The 18306-nt window shown below is 32.9% G+C and carries 19 protein-coding genes; 4 read left to right on the top strand and 15 right to left on the bottom strand.

Translation table 11 applies throughout. From position 1 onward, the window contains the following. Positions 1-5 precede the first annotated feature (5 nt). Positions 6-1196, bottom strand: a complete 1191-nt coding sequence (locus ACJJV4_RS00825) for a pyridoxal phosphate-dependent aminotransferase (RefSeq protein ID WP_405291147.1) — start codon at positions 1194-1196, stop codon at positions 6-8. Between the two features lie 139 nt (positions 1197-1335). On the opposite strand from ACJJV4_RS00825, the gene ACJJV4_RS00820 reads away from it, so the two are divergent. Beyond that, positions 1336-2652, top strand: coding sequence for an aspartyl protease family protein (locus ACJJV4_RS00820; RefSeq protein WP_405291145.1), 1317 nt, complete (start codon positions 1336-1338; stop codon positions 2650-2652). A gap of 53 nt (positions 2653-2705) precedes the next feature. On the opposite strand, the gene ACJJV4_RS00815 is transcribed toward ACJJV4_RS00820, so the two are convergent. Continuing rightward, a complete protein-coding gene (locus tag ACJJV4_RS00815) occupies positions 2706-3125 on the bottom strand; it encodes a DUF1573 domain-containing protein (RefSeq protein ID WP_405291143.1) in 420 nt (139 codons plus the stop codon). 305 nt (positions 3126-3430) lie between these two features. Between ACJJV4_RS00815 and ACJJV4_RS00810 the strand changes: the two genes are divergently transcribed. After that, positions 3431-6067, top strand: coding sequence for a valine--tRNA ligase (locus tag ACJJV4_RS00810; RefSeq protein ID WP_405291141.1), 2637 nt, complete (start codon positions 3431-3433; stop codon positions 6065-6067). A 297-nt stretch (positions 6068-6364) separates the two neighbouring features. On the opposite strand, the gene ACJJV4_RS00805 is transcribed toward ACJJV4_RS00810, so the two are convergent. The 6 genes from ACJJV4_RS00805 to rsfS all read right to left on the bottom strand — a co-directional run bounded on the left by ACJJV4_RS00805 (position 6365) and on the right by rsfS (position 11231). Then, on the bottom strand, positions 6365-6631 hold the full coding sequence (locus tag ACJJV4_RS00805) for an acyl-CoA-binding protein (RefSeq protein WP_304406484.1): 267 nt from the start codon (positions 6629-6631) through the stop codon (positions 6365-6367). Then, positions 6624-7280: a phosphatidylserine decarboxylase family protein gene (locus ACJJV4_RS00800; protein ID WP_304406482.1), complete on the bottom strand. Its 657-nt coding sequence runs from the start codon at positions 7278-7280 to the stop codon at positions 6624-6626. Before ACJJV4_RS00800 ends, ACJJV4_RS00805 begins: the two co-directional genes overlap by 8 nt. Further along, entirely contained in the window at positions 7270-8091 is an 822-nt protein-coding gene (locus ACJJV4_RS00795) for a phosphatidate cytidylyltransferase (RefSeq protein ID WP_405291138.1), read from the bottom strand. Before ACJJV4_RS00795 ends, ACJJV4_RS00800 begins: the two co-directional genes overlap by 11 nt. 93 nt (positions 8092-8184) lie before the next feature. After that, positions 8185-8793 carry an LUD domain-containing protein gene (locus ACJJV4_RS00790; protein WP_405291136.1) on the bottom strand — a complete coding sequence of 203 codons (609 nt, stop codon included), beginning with the start codon at positions 8791-8793 and terminating at the stop codon, positions 8185-8187. Positions 8794-8900: 107 nt separating this feature from the next. Further along, a complete protein-coding gene (gene ftsH / locus ACJJV4_RS00785; protein ID WP_405291134.1) occupies positions 8901-10850 on the bottom strand; it encodes an ATP-dependent zinc metalloprotease FtsH in 1950 nt (649 codons plus the stop codon). 9 nt (positions 10851-10859) lie between these two features. Then, entirely contained in the window at positions 10860-11231 is a 372-nt protein-coding gene (gene rsfS / locus ACJJV4_RS00780; protein WP_405291132.1) for a ribosome silencing factor, read from the bottom strand. Between the two features lie 93 nt (positions 11232-11324). Here rsfS and ACJJV4_RS00775 point away from each other — a divergent pair, with 93 nt between their 5' ends. Beyond that, positions 11325-12056, top strand: a complete 732-nt coding sequence (locus tag ACJJV4_RS00775; protein WP_405291130.1) for a biotin--[acetyl-CoA-carboxylase] ligase — start codon at positions 11325-11327, stop codon at positions 12054-12056. Here the strand turns inward: ACJJV4_RS00775 and ACJJV4_RS00770 are convergent. Then, entirely contained in the window at positions 12053-12448 is a 396-nt protein-coding gene (locus ACJJV4_RS00770) for an SRPBCC family protein (protein ID WP_405291128.1), read from the bottom strand. The genes ACJJV4_RS00775 and ACJJV4_RS00770 overlap by 4 nt on opposite strands. An 82-nt stretch (positions 12449-12530) precedes the next feature. Next, a complete protein-coding gene (pyrE, locus tag ACJJV4_RS00765; protein WP_405291126.1) occupies positions 12531-13175 on the bottom strand; it encodes an orotate phosphoribosyltransferase in 645 nt (214 codons plus the stop codon). Between the two features lie 128 nt (positions 13176-13303). Here pyrE and ACJJV4_RS00760 point away from each other — a divergent pair, with 128 nt between their 5' ends. Continuing rightward, positions 13304-13885 carry an NUDIX hydrolase gene (locus ACJJV4_RS00760; RefSeq protein ID WP_405291268.1) on the top strand — a complete coding sequence of 194 codons (582 nt, stop codon included), beginning with the start codon at positions 13304-13306 and terminating at the stop codon, positions 13883-13885. A gap of 96 nt (positions 13886-13981) precedes the next feature. Here the strand turns inward: ACJJV4_RS00760 and ACJJV4_RS00755 are convergent, their stop codons facing one another. The 5 genes from ACJJV4_RS00755 to ACJJV4_RS00735 form a co-directional block, all read right to left on the bottom strand. Continuing rightward, entirely contained in the window at positions 13982-14467 is a 486-nt protein-coding gene (locus ACJJV4_RS00755; RefSeq protein WP_405291124.1) for a DUF192 domain-containing protein, read from the bottom strand. Position 14468: 1 nt separating this feature from the next. Continuing rightward, entirely contained in the window at positions 14469-15395 is a 927-nt protein-coding gene (gene lgt, locus ACJJV4_RS00750; protein WP_405291122.1) for a prolipoprotein diacylglyceryl transferase, read from the bottom strand. Positions 15396-15550: 155 nt separating this feature from the next. Then, complete coding sequence (locus tag ACJJV4_RS00745; RefSeq protein ID WP_405291120.1) at positions 15551-16678, bottom strand: peptidylprolyl isomerase; 1128 nt, start codon at positions 16676-16678, stop codon at positions 15551-15553. Position 16679: 1 nt separating this feature from the next. Next, entirely contained in the window at positions 16680-17225 is a 546-nt protein-coding gene (gldI, locus tag ACJJV4_RS00740; protein WP_405291118.1) for a gliding motility-associated peptidyl-prolyl isomerase GldI, read from the bottom strand. After that, positions 17218-18237: a bifunctional oligoribonuclease/PAP phosphatase NrnA gene (locus ACJJV4_RS00735; RefSeq protein ID WP_405291116.1), complete on the bottom strand. Its 1020-nt coding sequence runs from the start codon at positions 18235-18237 to the stop codon at positions 17218-17220. Before ACJJV4_RS00735 ends, gldI begins: the two co-directional genes overlap by 8 nt. Positions 18238-18306: the final 69 nt, after the last annotated feature.

Raw genomic sequence — 18306 nt, 5'->3', positions numbered from 1 at the left:
TGGCACTAATCTTTATAAACTTTTAAAGCTTGTTTTAAAATGTGTACAGCTTTTATTAGGCTTTCCTTTTTAAGTACGTAAGCAATACGTATTTGGTTTAAACCAACTCCTGGAGTAGAGTAAAAACCAGCTGCGGGAGCTACCATAACGGTTTCTCCATCAACATCAAAAGATTCTAATAGCCATTTAGCAAAGTGATCGGAATCTTTTACCGGTAATTCAACAATACAATAAAATGCGCCTTTAGGTTTTGCTACTTTAAGGCCTTCAATTTTTTGTAATTCGTTAATTAAAGTGTTTCTTCTTCCAACATATTCTTCAATAACATCATCAAAATAACTTTGTGGTGTTTCTAAAGCGGCTTCGCTTGCAATTTGAGCATAAGTGGGAGGACTCAGTCTTGCTTGAGCAAATTTTAAAACCGTATGCATAACAGCTTTGTTTTTGGAAACTAAACAGCCCACACGAGCGCCACACATACTATATCTTTTAGATACCGAATCGACTATTATAGCATGTTCATCTACACCTTTTTCTTGTAAAACAGAATAGTGAGTATGGCCATCATAAACAAATTCCCTGTAAACCTCGTCGGCAATTAGGTACAAGTCGTGTTCTATTACAATACTTGCGAGTTTGTTAATTTCCTCTTTAGAGTATAAGTAACCTGTAGGGTTACCTGGGTTGCAAATTAATATCGCTTTGGTTTTTGGGGTAATTAATTTTTCGAAAGCAGCTATAGTCGGTAACGCAAAATTATTATCAATCGAGCAAACGGCAGGTACCACTTTTACACCACTAGCTATAGAAAAAGCATTGTAGTTAGCATAAAATGGTTCTGGAATAATGACTTCATCTCCAGGATTCATAACACTACTAAATAAAAACTGTAAAGCCTCACTCGCTCCTGTAGTTACTACAATGTCGTCTAGCGTTACATTAATTTGATGTTTGGCATAATAGCCGGCAAGTTTTTCTCTGTAGGTATCCGAACCTTGTGACCTAGAATATTCAATAGTTTTTAAGGTATTGTTTTTAACGGCTTCTAGGGCGACATCGGGAGTTTTAATATCTGGTTGTCCAATATTTAAATGGTAGATTGTTTTTCCTTTTTTAATTGCAGCTTCTGCATAAGGAACTAACTTACGGATTGGAGACTCAGGCATTAACAGCCCTTTTTTAGATATTGTTGGCATTTATATGTGTTTACTTGCAAAGTTGCAAAAATAATCCTAGATATTTTTTAAAACAAGGCTTTAATACGGGACTTATGATAATGTTTAGTAAATTGTTAGATATTAGTTTTTATTCTATATGAAAAAGGTGTTTTATGTTATGATTTTTTATGTTTTGAGTAGCAGTGTTTGCTATTCTCAAGGCAAATTTATTGTAAACAGTAAAAAAGGTGCCGATAAAATAAAATTTAACCTCATTAATAACTTAATAATTATTCCCGTTGAAATTAACGGAGTGACCTTATCTTTTTTGCTTGATACAGGCGTAAGTAAGCCTATTGTTTTTAATTTTTTAAACATATCGGATTCTTTAAAGATAAAAAAAACAGAAAAGATAATGTTAAGAGGTTTAGGTGAAGGAGAGCCTATGCTAGCTTTAAGGTCTAAGAATAATATTTTTAGAATTGGTGATGCTATCAATATTAATCAAGATTTATATGCCATATTAGATTCTAGTTTAAACTTTAGCCATAAACTCGGGGTGCCTATACATGGTATTATTGGCTACGATTTGTTTAAAGATTTAGTTGTAGAAATTAATTACACTAGGCGCTTTTTAAGGCTTATTAATCAACAGGACTATAAGCGTAAGTCTTGTAGCGCTTGCGTGAATCTAAACCTAGAGTTTTATAATAATAAGCCTTACATAAATGGTGAAGTTAATATCGATAATAACCATATTCTTGTAAAAATGCTTATAGATTCTGGTGGTAGTGATGCGCTTTGGTTGTTTGAGAATCAATCCATTGGGATTACTTCTAATCGTCCATTTTTTCAAGATTTTTTAGGTCATGGCTTAAGTGGTAGTGTTTATGGAAAGCGGTCTAAAATAGAAGCATTTCGTTTAAATAAATTCATAATTAAAAAACCTAACGTAGCATTTCCTGATACAACTTCAATCGGTCATGCATTAAACCACAAGGAGCGTCATGGTAGTGTTTCTGGAAATATTTTGAAACGCTTTAACATTGTTTTCAATTATCGGGAAGCAATAATAAACCTTAAACGAAACAAGTTTTTTAATGCACCCTTTAGGTATAATAAAAGTGGAATAGAACTGGGGCATAATGGTGTACGGCTGGTAAAAGATGATACAGGTTTTATATCAACAACAGGTAAAAATAAAAGTAGACTACCGGACGATAATACTAAAATTGTTTATAGTCCAACTTATAAACTCAAACTAAAGCCTGCTTATGTAATATTGGAGTTGCGCAAAGATTCGCCCGCGTATAGTGCAGGGTTACAAATAGGCGATACTATTTTAAGTGTAAATAATAAGCCAGCACATCAATTTGCTTTACAAGATTTAATGGCGCTATTTTATGATGAACACGGTAAACGCATTAAGTTAAAAATTGAAAGAGATGATACCATTCTATCTTATAGTTTTAAATTAGTAAATATGCTTAAATAAAAAAAGGCTTAAAATCTCAAGATTTTAAGCCTTTTTTAAAATTATAATAATGCTTATTGAGCAACAATACTCTTGTCTTTTTTCTGTAAAACACCTTCGGCATCTGTAGCGTTTACAACTAAACCTTTAATTTTTAAAGCAACTGTTGGTGTATCTGCATTAGAAATTACAGTAATTGTTTTTCTAATAGGGTTAACACGGTTTGTGTCATACTTTACTTCAATTACACCTGTTTTTCCTGGCATAATTGGAGCGTCTGGTTTTTTTGGAATAGTACAACCACAACTTGATGATACTTTAGATACAATCAGAGGTTCGTTTCCCGTATTAGTAAACTCGAATTCGCGAACACCGTTCGATCCTTTTTCAATAGTACCATAATCGATAGTATCCGATTTAAACTCAATTTTAGCCTGTGCATTTACCGAAAAGCTTACTAGTCCGATAAATAAAATTGTAATAATTTGTTTCATGATTTTGTTATTTAATATTATATAGGTTACAATTATCATTCCAAAATTTAGAATGTTTTATTGTTAATAATTCTAAAATCAAGTCAAACATACTCACTTTTTCCATCATCTGCAAAAATAATGGATGTATTACATGTTTATTAACATATTTAACTTGTGCAAAAGTACGTACGTCTTTTAATTCAAACCATTTAAAATGGTAAAGCATATTTGACTTAAATGTTTTTTCAATACGGCTTATTGCTTTCACAGAAAAAGAAATATAAGTACTTTTGCAATTCAATATTCAAAAACTATTCCAAAGTATGCAAATTCCATCAAAATATGATGCAAGTCAGGTAGAAAGTAAGTGGTATGATTACTGGATGAAAAATAATTATTTTCATTCAACACCAGATCATAGAGAACCTTACACCATTGTAATTCCGCCACCAAACGTTACTGGCGTCTTGCATATGGGGCATATGCTAAATAATACTATTCAAGATGTTCTAATACGTCGTGCGCGTTTATTGGGTAAAAATGCTTGCTGGGTTCCTGGAACCGATCATGCATCTATTGCTACAGAAGCAAAAGTTGTTGCTAAGTTAAAGGAGCAGGGTATTGATAAAAACGATTTAACAAGAGAAGAGTTTTTAGAACACGCTTGGGAATGGACGCATGAATATGGTGGCGTAATTCTAGAGCAGTTAAAAAAACTGGGTTGTTCTTGCGATTGGGATAGAACAAAATTTACTATGGACGACGATATGTCGGAAGCTGTAATAAAAGTTTTTATTGATTTACATGAAAAAGGACTTATCTATCGTGGTTACCGTATGGTGAATTGGGATCCTGAGGCTAAAACAACACTTTCTGATGAAGAGGTTATTCATGAAGAGCGTCAAGGAAATTTATATTATATCAATTATAAAATAGAAGGTAGTGATGATGTGTTAACCATTGCAACTACAAGGCCTGAAACTATTTTTGGAGATTCAGCAATTTGTATTAATCCTAACGATGAGCGCTTTGTTCACTTGCGTGGAAAAAAAGCAATCGTTCCAATAAGTGGTAGAGTAATTCCTATTATTGAAGATGAGTATGTGGATCTAGAATTTGGTACCGGTTGTTTAAAAGTAACGCCTGCACACGATGAAAATGATAAGGTTTTAGGAGATAAGCACAATTTAGAGGTTATTGATATTTTTAATGAAGATGCTTCTTTAAACAGTTTTGGTTTACAATTTGAAGGTCAAGATCGTTTTGTAGCAAGAAAATCAGTATCAAAAGAATTGGAAGCTTTAGGTGTTTTAGTAAAAACAGAAACGCACATTAACAAAGTAGGTACTTCTGAAAGAACAAAAGCCGTTATAGAACCACGCTTAAGTGATCAATGGTTTCTTAAAATGGAAGAATTAGTAAAACCAGCCATTGAAGCCGTTTTAGGCGAAAATGCTGAGGTGAAATTATTTCCAAAGAAATTTGAAAATACATACCGCCACTGGATGGAAAATATTCGTGACTGGAATATTTCTCGTCAGTTACTTTGGGGACAACAAATTCCAGCCTATTTCTATGGTGATGGAAAAGAAGATTTTGTAGTTGCCGAAAATATAGAATCTGCACTAGAAAAAACTCAAGAAATAACAGGTAATGCTACTTTAACAACAGCAGATTTACGTCAGGATACCGACGCATTAGATACTTGGTTTTCATCTTGGTTATGGCCAATGTCTGTATTTGATGGTATAAGAAATCCAGAAAACGAAGAAATAAAATATTACTACCCAACCAATGATTTGGTTACTGGTCCAGATATTTTATTCTTTTGGGTAGCTAGAATGATAATTGCTGGTTACGAGTATAAAGATGAAAAACCATTTAACAACGTATACTTAACAGGTTTAGTTCGTGATAAGCAACGCCGAAAAATGAGTAAAAGTTTAGGGAACTCTCCTGATGCTTTAAAACTTATTGAGCAATATAGTGCCGATGGAGTTCGTGTGGGGCTTTTATTAAGTTCGGCAGCCGGAAATGATTTAATGTTTGATGAAACACTTTGCCAACAGGGTAAAGGTTTTGGAAATAAAATATGGAATGCTTTCAATTTAACTAACCTTTGGGAAATAAGTGATAGTATTGTGCAGCCAAGCTCTAGTAAAATTGCTTTAGAATGGTATGAAGCTAAATTTCATGCAGCTTTAGTAGAAATCGAAGATCATTTTAGTAAATACCGTTTAAGCGATGCTTTAATGGCTATTTATAAATTAATTTACGATGATTTCTGTGGATGGCTGTTAGAGATTGTGAAACCAGCTTACCAACAACCAATTGATGCAATTACTTACAAAAAGGTGATGGCTAGTTTTGAAGATAATTTAAAAATATTACATCCATTTATGCCGTTTCTAACGGAGGATATTTGGCAGTATATTTCTGAAAGGGCTCCGGAAGATGCTTTAATTGTTGCAAAATGGCCAGAAGCCAAACCTATAAACGAGCAATTAATTTCTAAGTTTGAATTTGCTTCAGAAGTTATTTCGGGAATTAGAACCATTAGAAAAGAAAAAAATATAGCTTTTAAAGACGCTATTGGTTTTTCTGTAATTAATAATGAAGATATCGATACTACCTTTGATGAGGTTATCTCAAAACTAGGTAATTTAGAGACTTTAGAGTATGTTAAAGAACCTGTAGAAGGCGCATTAACTTTTAGGGTAAAATCTAACGAGTATTTTATACCTATGGATGGCGCTATTGATGTAGAGGCCGAAATTAAAAAGCTTACCGAAGAATTAAGTTATACTGAAGGTTTCCTTAAATCTGTGCAGAAAAAGCTTTCTAACGAGCGTTTTGTAGCCGGAGCACCAGAACAAGTTGTGGCTTCAGAAAAGAAAAAAGAAGCCGATGCTTTAGCTAAAATTGAAACTTTAAAAGCGAGTTTAGCGAGTTTAGCATAACGGTTAGAAATTATAAATATATTTAAAAAAAAGGATGTTTTGATTAATTCAAAACATCCTTTTTAATTTTAGTAATCGTAAGTTATGCTTTTTTTAAGTTGAATATATATCTATGCCTAGATATCCCTCCTTACAGCTTAAAATAGCTTAAAAAAGATTTTGTAAAGTAAAGTAATAAATGAAAATCGCTATGAAATTCTTGTTAATTAAACCAGTATGCTCCATGTAACACCTGCTGTGTTGGTGAATTCTATGTAGATGTTTAGCCGTTATCAGCTAGAAAAAAATAACCGAATACTACTCGCGATATAAAAAATAATTATCTACAAGTTCAATGTACGTTTCCATAGCTTCACTTTCGCTTATATTCTTCACCTGAAATAAAGCATTTGTTTTAAAAGCATTTATAATAGGCTTTTTGCTTTTTGGTCGGCTATAGTCGTTAGTAGCTTTTTTGTAATAGGCGTATAACTTCAAAAGCGTATCGGCAGGAAAAGGCTCTGTGTGAGCATTTACCCGATTTACGGCGTCTTCAAATTTTATTTCTAGTTCTTTACTAATCATTAACTTCTGCTATAATGCTTTCGCCACCGCGAACTTTTTGATTAAGTTCTACTTTTATTTTAGTGTCTAATGGTAAGAATAAATCGACTCTTGAACCAAATTTGATAAAACCTGAGTCTGCACCTTGTGTGGCTTTGTCATCTACTTTAGCATAGTTTACAATACGCTTTGCCAATGCGCCTGCTATTTGTCGGTACAATACTTGCCCGTAAGTTTCATTTTCTACAACTACGGTTGTGCGCTCGTTTTCTTCACTTGCTTTTGGGTGCCATGCAACCAAAAATTTGCCAGGATGATATTTACTAAAAATAACATTTCCAGCAATAGGATAACGCGTAACGTGCACATTTATTGGAGACATAAATACGCTAACTTGCAGACGTTTTTCGTTAAAAAATTCTTTTTCAAAAACTTCTTCTATTACTACAACTTTGCCATCTACAGGAGATACTACGGTTTTTGCGTTTGCCGCTGTTAAGCGTTTTGGGTTTCTAAAAAATTGAAGTATTATTATTAAAAAAGCCAATACAATAAGCATTAGCGAAATTCTAAGCCATGAGATATCTATAAAATTATCAATTAATAAAAACATGGCCACGACTAAAACAAGCGTGATTACTATAATTTTATTTCCTTCTTTATGAAACATAGTGCAAAATTCTTAAAAACAAATATATAAATGGTGCTGCAAATATAATACTATCTAATCGATCTAGTAGACCTCCATGGCCAGGCATTATAGTTCCGCTATCTTTTACTTGAGCCTGACGCTTAAATTTAGATTCTATTAAATCGCCTAAAGTACCTGTTACGCTTATTATTATGCTCAATATAAGCCAATATGTCGAGTTTAAAGTATTTGTACAACTTGCTATAAAAAAACTTGCTATACACGCGAAAAATAAGCCACCTAAAAAACCTTCGACTGTTTTTTTAGGTGAAATTTTTTCAAAAAGCTTCTGTTTTCCGAAGTTTTTACCAACCAAATAGGCAAATGTATCGTTTACCCAAACGAGAATAAAAGCGCCTAATAATATATTAGGGTTATAGTTTTCGAAATAATGAGCAATTAAAAATAAGAATGAAAACCCACTTGTTATATAGAAAGTGGTTAGCAAATAGCGTTTTGAGCTAAAAAGCGGTATTGTTTTTCTTGAAAATAAATCTCTTATTAAAAAAAGTAGAACAAAAACGGTGAGCACGATAAAGATTCTAATAAATTCATTAACCGCTATAAGTTCAATTTTAAAATGTTTAACATATGCTATTAATCCATAAATTAAGATAAAGATGAAATATGGAATTTTGCTTTTAAACTGAATCAATTTCAAGAATTCATTCATGCTGATTAAACCAAAAACAAACAAAAGTACCGTAATAGATTGCTCAAACCATAAGCAGGTTATAAGTATTACAACGTAAAGCAAGCCTGAAAAGGATCGGGTAAGGGTTTCTTTCATGTGCTTTTAATTATGGTTTTTTATAAAGACACACGTAATATACATAACAGTTCGCTTTTGTGCAATTATGGGTTCGATCATAAACAATTAAGTTTATAGATCTTCTAAAAGTAAAAGGTATAGGTTTTTTGCACTGCTACCATAGCTTAAAAAGTCTTTATCGTCTTGAGCTTTAAACTGCTTTATAGTAGTAATATTGGTCGGTATTTTTTGTCGATTTTTAGATTTAATACCTCTTAACCCTTCGCCAATATTCTCCACCATTTGGCTAGTAGTACCAAATACAACAAAATTTAGAGGTAGCTCGTTAAGTTTTTTCTCAAATATTTGGTTTGAAGATATAAGTAGCGATCCATCGTTAGCAATAAGATTTTCACAAGTTGTTAAAAAGTATGTGGATTCGCTTATTACTTTAGTAGATTTTAAGTCGGAATTTTTAAACTTATCTTTTAAGTTGGAATCTAGAAGCAATACTTTTTTTGAGTCCCAATCGTTTTCTTCTATAATATTTTGAAAGTTTTGAAAAACTTCAGATAAATTTTCACAATACAAGAATTTTCCGCCATTAGCTTTAAAGTTTATTGTAAACCTTTCATCTATTGGTAGCTTAACTTCCGGCATATATCTGCCACGGTCTGCGGATTTCAGTTCATCGTCTGATTTATCAGCTTTTAAACCAAAAATTTTTCTGAAAAGACTCATTTAGCTGGGTGCAATTAACTGTTTTTTTTGAGAGATTCCTCAAATATAAAAAATCTTAAATTAACCATACGATTAATTTAAGATTTTTGTTTAAGCTTAACAGTTTTTTAGGAAATAATATCTGGCTTGCTTATTGGTTCTTCTTTAATAAAAGTACGCTCACCAAATATTTTTTCTAAATTATCTTTAAAAATAACTTCTTTTTCAAGCAATACTTCTGCAAGTTCTGTAAGTTTATCTTTGTTTTCTTCTAGTAATGCAATGGCACGTTGATATTGTTTTTCAATAATGGCTGAAATTTCATTATCTATTAATTCTGCCGTTTGCTCACTATAAGGTTTTGTGAAACCATACTCGCTTTGGCCAGAATCATAATACGTTAAGTTTCCTACTTTGTCACTTAAACCATAGATAGTAACCATAGCTCTTGCTTGTTTGGTTACTTTTTCTAAATCACTTAAAGCACCAGTAGAAATTTTATCGAAAATCACTTTTTCTGCAGCACGACCACCAAGAGCAGCACACATTTCGTCTAGCATTTGTTCTGGACGAACAATTAAGCGCTCTTCTGGTAAATACCATGCAGCTCCTAAAGAGCGACCACGAGGTACAATAGTTACCTTAACAAGCGGTGCGGCATGCTCTAGCATCCAACTTACGGTAGCATGACCAGCTTCATGGAATGCTACTGCCCGTTTTTCACTAGGTGTTATTATTTTGTTTTTCTTCTCTAAACCACCAATAATTCTATCTACGGCGTCTAAGAAGTCTTGTTTATCAACAGCTTTTTTTCCATTTCTAGCTGCGATTAAAGCGGCTTCGTTACAAACATTGGCTATGTCAGCTCCAGAAAATCCTGGTGTTTGTTTCGATAAGAAATCTAAATCTAATCCTGGTTCTTTTTTTAAAGGACGTAAGTGCACTTCAAAAATCTCTTTACGTTCACGAACATCTGGTAAATCAACAAAAATTTGTCTATCAAAACGTCCTGCACGCATTAAAGCTTTATCTAAAATATCCGCTCTGTTGGTTGCAGCAATAACAATTACATTTGTATTGGTTCCAAAACCATCCATTTCAGTTAATAACTGGTTTAGCGTGTTTTCACGTTCATCATTACTTCCAGACATAGCATTTTTACCTCTAGCACGGCCAATGGCATCAATTTCATCTATAAAAATAATTGAAGGTGATTTCTCCTTGGCTTGTTTAAATAAATCACGAACACGAGAAGCACCAACACCAACAAACATTTCAACAAAATCGGAACCCGATAATGAGAAAAACGGCACTTTAGCTTCACCTGCAACTGCTTTTGCTAATAAGGTTTTACCTGTTCCTGGAGGGCCTACTAATAAGGCTCCTTTAGGTATTTTACCACCTAAGGTTGTGTATTTTTCAGGAAATTTAAGGAAGTCCACAATTTCTTGTACTTCTTCTTTAGCCCCTTCTAAACCAGCAACATCTTTAAAGGTTGTTTTAACTTCGGTATTTTCGTCAAAAAGTTTTGCTTTAGATTTTCCTATGTTGAAAATTTGTCCGCCTGCTCCGCCACCGGCACCTCCAGACATTCTACGCATTATAAATACCCAAACACCAATAAGTAAAATAAAAGGTAAAATACCCATTAATAAGTTACTCCAATCATTGGTTTCGGTATCAAACTTTACAACAGGTTTAGTCGCTAAACTTTCGGTTGCTGTGTTTAATTCGTTTTCAAAATTCTGTAAATCACCAAATTCAAATTTGTAATTTGGCAGTTTAGTTGCCGATGGTATAAATGTTTGAGGTGTAGAATTTTTGTGAATCTCTTTTTCTTGAGCGTCTTTTGTTAGGTAAACCTTTGCAACGCGTGTGTTTTTTATAATATCAACACGAGCTACATCACCATCTTTTAAGTATTTAAAAAAATCGGATGGCGTAGTAATATTACCTTCTTGATAATTAGCACCACTAAATAACTGAAACCCTAAAAATAGAGCGATTATAATTCCGTAAATCCAATACGGACTGAATTTAGGCTTATTTTCCTTTGCGTTTTTCTTATCTTTTGCCATGTCTTTTTTTTAGTAACTCGTTTCTATAGCTGTCATTTTTGCATCGCCCCAAAGACTTTCAATGTCGTAGTATTCTCTAATTTGTTTTTGAAAAACATGTACTACAACATTAACATAATCCATTAATACCCATTCGGCATTATCTAAGCCTTCGGTGTGCCATGGATGATCTTTAAGTTCTTTGCTTACTTTTTTCTGAACAGAATTAACTATAGCGCTTACTTGTGTATTGGAACTCCCTTCGCAAACTATAAAGTAGTCACAAACCGTATTTTCAATCTCTCGTAAATCTAGTATATTTATTTCTTTTCCTTTAACGTCTTCAATTCCACTGAGTATTACAGATATTAATTGGTCTGAGTTTATATTTTGTTTCGCCATTAATTTTATTTAATTTGTGCAAAGTTATTATTTTTTTAGTTCTTTATGGTTTAAAATAATCATAAGATTTTAGACTTCTGCAATAACTTCCATATGCGAATAATCAAACTTGATGCCACCAATTCCACAAACAGCTATTTACGTGAGCTAATTAGCAAGGGTAATGTGGATGATTTTACTATTGTTTCTACGCAAAAACAAACTAAAGGACGCGGACAAATGGGCACAGTTTGGGAGTCTAAAACGGCAAAAAACCTAACGTTTAGTGTGTTTAAGGATGTTTCTGGTTTGGAAATCGAGCGGGCATTTTACATTAGTGTGGCTACGGCTTTAGGAATTGTAAAAACCTTAAAAGAGTCTGGCATTCCTAGATTAAGCGTAAAATGGCCTAACGACATTTTGTCAGAAAATAAAAAAGTTTGTGGTGTTTTAATAGAAAATGTCATAAAACAAAGTCAGTTAAAAGCTTCAATAATAGGAATTGGGCTTAATGTAAACCAAACAGAATTTGAGAATTTACCCCAAGCATCATCTTTAAAATCTATATCGGGTAAAGTTTTTGTTTTAGATGAAGTATTGGTTGCTCTAGTTTTAAATTTAAAATATTACTTCGGAATTATAGCTACTGGAGGTTTTAACGCTTTGAAAAAAGAATATGAAGCTAATCTATTTCGAAAAAATAAACCTTCAACATTTAAAGATGCTGAAGGTTTTATGTTCTCTGGTTTTATAAAAGGAATTTCTCCTGAAGGCAAGCTAAAAGTGCTGCTAGAAGATGAGATTATAAAAACATTCGATTTAAAAGAAATTTCACTGTTGTACTAAATAGCTTTTGGCATGTTTGTAGCTAGTGTCTCAATAAATTTGGTTATTGGGCCTTTTATCATCATGGCCATCATTGGGTTAAAGTCACCAGCAAATTCTAATTGTACTTCACTGTTGCCATCGGCAGTTTCAACAATATTCCCAATTAAAGAAAAATCGAGTTTTCCGCCTGCGGCTCCTAAAACAATTTTATTTGGAGGGATAACCTCTTTCTTTTTTAAAACAATTTCCGGCATACCTTTTAAAGCAAAAAGAAATTTGTCGTTGTCTAAGACTTCAAATTTGCTAATGTTTTCAGGCATTAGAGTTTTAAAGTTTTTTATATCTTCTAAAAAGTTAAAAACCTCTTGAGGCGATTTACTAACGTTAACTTTTGGGGATTCTAAATTCATTATTATGTAATTTTATTTTCGTTAAGCTATAAAAATGTTTACCTCTAAATAAGTTTCGTTTTTACAGTGTACGTGTTTTATATCAAATAGCGTTCCATTCACTCGGGTTAGAATTCCATTCCGATAAGGTTTTTAATTCTTTTTCAGAAATATAATTAGTGTCTAGCGCTTGCTCTAATAGATTTTCGTAATTACTTAATGTGTTAAGAGTAATTCCTTCTTCTTTAAAGTTTTTTTCAGCCACATCAAAACCGTAAGTAAAAATGGCAACCATACCCTTTACATTTACTTTTGCTTCTTTTAAAGCCTTTACGGCGTTTAAACTGCTTTTTCCAGTGCTTATTAAATCTTCTACTACAACAACACTTTGGCCGCCTTCAATAAAGCCTTCAATTTGATTTTTACGGCCGTGCCCTTTAGCATCTGGTCTTACATAAATGAAAGGAAGTCCTAAATATTCGGCAACTAGCATACCAATACCAATAGCTCCTGTAGCTACTCCTGCAATAGCATCAGGTTTTCCATATTGGTTTTCAATATGTTTAGCCATAGTTTCGCGCACGTAATTACGTATTGGCGGATATGATAAAATAATACGGTTGTCACAATAAATAGGTGATTTCCAGCCAGAAGCCCAAGTAAAAGGTTCTTTAGGACTTAGTTTTATAGCATGTACTTGCAATAAAACTTCGGCAGTTTTTTTAGCGGTGTCTTTGTTGAATATCATGCCGTAAAATTACGCATAAATTTGCTTTTATTTTAAAGTTGTAAATGGAATAAAAATATTTTTTTTCAACAATAAGCAGATTGTGAGTAAAAATGATATTTTTACCATATCATTTAATTGAACCAACCATGCATAAAATTTTTGTAAATAATAAACCAATTACATTAACAACCAACACTGAAAAAGGGGAAGGTTATAAAACGTACAAGCTTAAACGCGTAGGTTTGTATCGTGCTATACGTAAGTTGAACAGAACAAATTTGCAAGAAGTAAGGCTTACGCATAAAACTGAAAGTAAATTGCTTTCTAAGTTTTTAAAGAAGCTGCCAAATGTTATTGCCGGTGGCGGAAAGGTGTATAATGACGAAGGGAAAGTGTTGTTTATTTATAGAAATGATAAATGGGATTTACCAAAGGGAAAGGCTGAAGGCAATGAAACTATTGAGGAAACAGCTATTCGTGAAGTTGAAGAAGAAACAATGGTTGAAGGTTTAGAAATTGTTAAACCGTTAGAAACTACTTATCATATTTTTAAACGAAATGGACGATATAAAATAAAAATAACCTATTGGTTTGAGATGAAAACGAGCTTTACAGGTGAACTTAAACCTCAAAAAAAGGAAGGTATTACCAAAGTAAAATGGTTAAGTGAAAAGAAAATAACGAAAGCTTTAGAGAATTCTTATGCCAATATAAAGCTGTTGTTTTAAGTTGGAAATAGAATTATAATGGCATAGAAAAAGCATAAGATTTTTAATTTTATGCTTTTTTTATGGAGTTTAATATTTTATTTAAGCTGTTTACATTTAAATTTCACTATAATCTATAGAATCACCTACGGAAAGTTTCCAAAGATTTACTAATCCCGCATTCACTTCTAAAACGTATTTTGCAGGAGCATTTGATGGTAATGAGGTTTCATCAAATGGTTTTGCGTTTTTTTGAAAACTCACGATGGTTTTGTTTTCATTAATATAAATTAGATCTAACGGTATTTTTGTGTTCTTCATGTAAAAATACCGCTCGGAAACGTCATCAAAAACAAATAGCATACCTTGTTTTTTTTCCATTGAATTCCGATACATTAAACCTGTTTGAATATCAAAATCGGTATCTGCAATTTCAATGTCCAAAACCACTTTAGAGTCGTCTGCTTTGGTAATAGTTAGCTCTCCTTCTCTTTTAAAAAGTATTTCGGTTTGCTTTATGGGCTTCGTCTCGTCTTTACAATTTGAAAGCGACAGAACTGTAACGCTTATAGCTAAAATGAAACCAAATTGTTTTAAAGTCATTTTATTTTACTGCATTTTTAGGTTTGTACATAAACATAAAGTAAAGTCCTAAAAGTACAAAAGGTACACTTAACCATTGCCCTGTGTTTAATGCCCAAGTAGCGCGCTCATCAACTTGCGCTTCTTTTACAAACTCCACAAAGAATCTCACAGTCCATAATAACACTAAAAACAAGCCGAATAAAAAGCCTGTCTGGTTTCTTTTATCTGTTTTTACGTAGAAATATAAAAGAATTAAAAACACAAAAATGTAACAAAACGATTCGTATAACTGCGCTGGATGTCTGTATGGCACAGCTTCTAATAAGCTACTGAATTTTGGGTTATTGGTTACAGCATTATAAGCAGCTTGAACATCGTTTATGCCTGTACGTTGCATAATTTCATTTTTGTAATATTCGTCTTGAATAAAACGAACACCAAAACTAGAATCGGTAACTTTCCCTATAATTTCAGAATTTATAAAATTTCCAATTCTAATAAAAATAGCACCAGAAGCGACAGGGATTACAATGCGATCTAAAATCCATAAAATCGATTTGTAATTATATTTTCGTCTATATAAATACATACCAATTATAATTCCGATAGCCGCACCATGACTAGCTAAACCTTGGAAGCCAGTAAACTCAAAGCCACCTTTAAATTTTACGGGAAGAAAAATACTTAGGAAATCTTGAGATATTAATTCCGATTGGTAAAAAATAACGTGCCCTAAGCGTGCGCCAATCATAGTCGATAGTACCGTGTAAATAAACAATGGATCTAAATAATCTAAAGATATTTTCTCTTTAGTAAAAATCCGTTTCATTATGTACCAACCAATAACGAAGGCGGTAACCCACATAAGGCTGTAAAAATGGATTTTAAAATTCCCAATAATATCAATTCCTGTAATGGGGTTCCAATCAAATTTTAATAGTTGCATAGGCTTTGTTTTTCAGTGCGAAATTAAGTGTTTCAGACTGGTTTTATGTTATGTTTTATTTAAAAAAGAATTAACGAGCTTTTTGGTTATCCTTTTCTTTGTCGTTGTACTTCTTACTAAAACTTAGAATAATAGATTTATTCACGATTTTAATTTTATTTTAAAAGTTCTAGAACTTCAACTTCAAATATAATATTCGATTTACCTGGTATCCCTCGGTTTCCCGATTCGCCATAAGCTAAGTGATAAGGTATAAAAAGAGTAGCCTTATCGCCAACACTTAGTTGTTGTAAGCCTTCTTTAAAACCGGCAATCATTCTGGCATCTGGACCAATTTCAGCAGTAATAGGTTGGTAGCCGTTTTGAGCTTTGCGGCGTTCGTTTACAATATCTAAAGCTTCAGCAATTTCCAATTTGCTTGTTTCTAGTATTTTGCCATCTTCAAAATAAACAGCGTAATGTGCTAATAGCTCTGCTGTTTCAGGTAGTTTTTCTCCATTACCTTTTTCTGTAATGATATACTTTAAACCCGAAGGGAGCGTGATTGCTTTTTCTTTTAAGGTTTTAAATTTATCCTGAGTTGCTTTTAAAATTGCTGCGGCTTTTGCTTCTTTTTCCTTTTCTAAGCGTTCTGCTTCAGCAAAATGATTTACAAAAATATCTGGCGCGTCGAATTTTTTGGCAGCTCTACCTTTTCTGATGATATTTAATTTTTGAATAACTACATCTTCTAAAGGTTTATTTTTTCTGTCTACTTCTACATTGGAAATGCTATCTTGGATATCTAAGCCAATAACCAATTCGCCAAAAACACTGTGTTTATTATCTAAATGTGGTTTTGGAATTTCTGTTATGAAAAACTGCGATCCGTTGGTGTCTGGTCCAGAGTTAGCCATGGATAAAATACCAGGCTTGTCGTGTTTTAAATCTGGAGAAAACTCATCCATAAATTTATAACCAGCATCGCCAGAACCCGTGCCTGTAGGATCTCCTCCTTGTATCATAAAACCATCCATAACTCTATGAAAAATAAGACCATTGTAGAATTTTTTCTTTTTGAATTTTTTATCTACCATTGTGTTTTCGCCTTCTGCTAGAGAAACAAAGTTGGCAACGGTTATTGGTGTTTTTTCATAGCTTAATTTAGCAACCATTACACCTTTAGTTGTAATAAATTCAGCATACATACCATCTTCTAAATCGGGGTATTGAGCTTTGCAAGATGTTAGATTCAGTATTAATGTAAGCAGTGCTAATTTTACAGTAATTTTTAATAAATACATGTTAGTTGGTTTGATTTTGGGTAATAGAATTTACAGTAACATCACAAATTAATGGTGTGTTTGGACCAATTTTATTTTCGTCTCCGTAATAGCCATAAGCGCGATCTGATGGGAAAATAAAAGTTACGGTTTCTCCTGGTTTCATTAATTTTAGGCCATAGCGTAAGCCAGCAAAAAGCTCTTGTTTATCCATTGCATAATTTTGTGTTTTTAAATCTGCTTTAGAATATATTTCGCCTCCATCTAGAGTTTTAACATCGTAATCAAAATTGATAATATCTCCAAAACCCGGAGTTTTTAAGCTGTCGCTTTCTATCTTTGTTTGGTATTTATACCAAAAACCAGTGTCTGATGCTAAAAAGTTACCACCATCGGCTTCCATTATTTTTTCAATAGCGGCTTTTTCTTTGGCAAAACGTTTTTTATTAAGCGCAATAGAGGCGTCGATATACGATCCCGATTTTGTAGAAATCGGTCGTCGAGCTTCGGGGCTTTTACAACTAAAAACAAGTAGAAAAAGTAGGGTTGTGGTAATTAGTTTATTCATTATTTAAGGCATCGTTATAACTGGGTAATATACTTGTAAATTTTTCAATGGTTTCGGCAAGGGAGAGGTCGCTTTTTCCTCCGGCTGCATTAGTATGACCACCACCATGGAAGTGGGCGCGAGACATTTCGTTTACAGAAAAACTTCCTTTAGAGCGTAAAGATATTTTAATAATACCCTCCTGTTTGTCTTCAATAAAAATGGCTGCAAGTATAACGCCATCTAATGATAAAGCATAATTCACAACACCTTCTGTGTCTCCTTTTTTATAATTGAAACGATTAAGTTCTTCTTGAGATAGCGTAATATAGGCTGTTCTCGATTCTGGAACTATTTTTAAGTTACTTAGTGCGCAACCTAATAATTGTAACCGTTCGAAACTGTTTGTATCGTAAATATTATTGTGTATTGCTGTATTATCAGCACCTTTTTCAATAAGTTTAGCTATAATTTGATGTGTTTTATTTGTGGTAGACCGGAATCTAAACGAGCCTGTGTCTGTCATGATTCCAACATAGATACATGTTGCAATATCGGCATCAATTAAATTTTCATCGCCTAGCATGTCAATAAAATTATAGACCATTTCGCAAGTAGAGCTCATGTTTACATCGCTATACATATATGTAGCATAGTTGTCTGGTGCTTGGTGATGATCAATCATAACTTTTAAAGCCTTACTTTCAGAAAGGGGCATTTCCATGTTTCCGGTTCTGTGGAAGGCATTAAAATCTAGAGTAAAAATAATATCGGCAGATTCAATTAAATTATTACACGTTTTAGTTTGGTAATCGTAAACAGAAATACTTTCATTTCCGGGAATCCATTTTAAAAAAGTAGGATAATCGTTTGGTACAATAACTGTCGCTTTATGGTTCCCTTTTAAAAGGTAATGGTAAAGTGCCAAAGTAGAGCCAATAGCATCTCCATCGGGGTTTTTATGTGGAACAATAACTATTTTTTTAGGACTAGATAATAGCTGTTTTATGTTGGTAATATCTTCTTTTTTCATAGGAAACGAAGATACAATTTAATAATATAGACTTAAAATAGAATCTTGTACTTTTATAGAAAAATTAAC

The organism is Algibacter sp. Ld11 (assembly GCF_045066735.1).
Classification (GTDB): domain Bacteria; phylum Bacteroidota; class Bacteroidia; order Flavobacteriales; family Flavobacteriaceae; genus Algibacter.
Note: the sequence above shows the minus strand (reverse complement) of the source record. Positions and strands in the feature narration are given on the sequence as shown.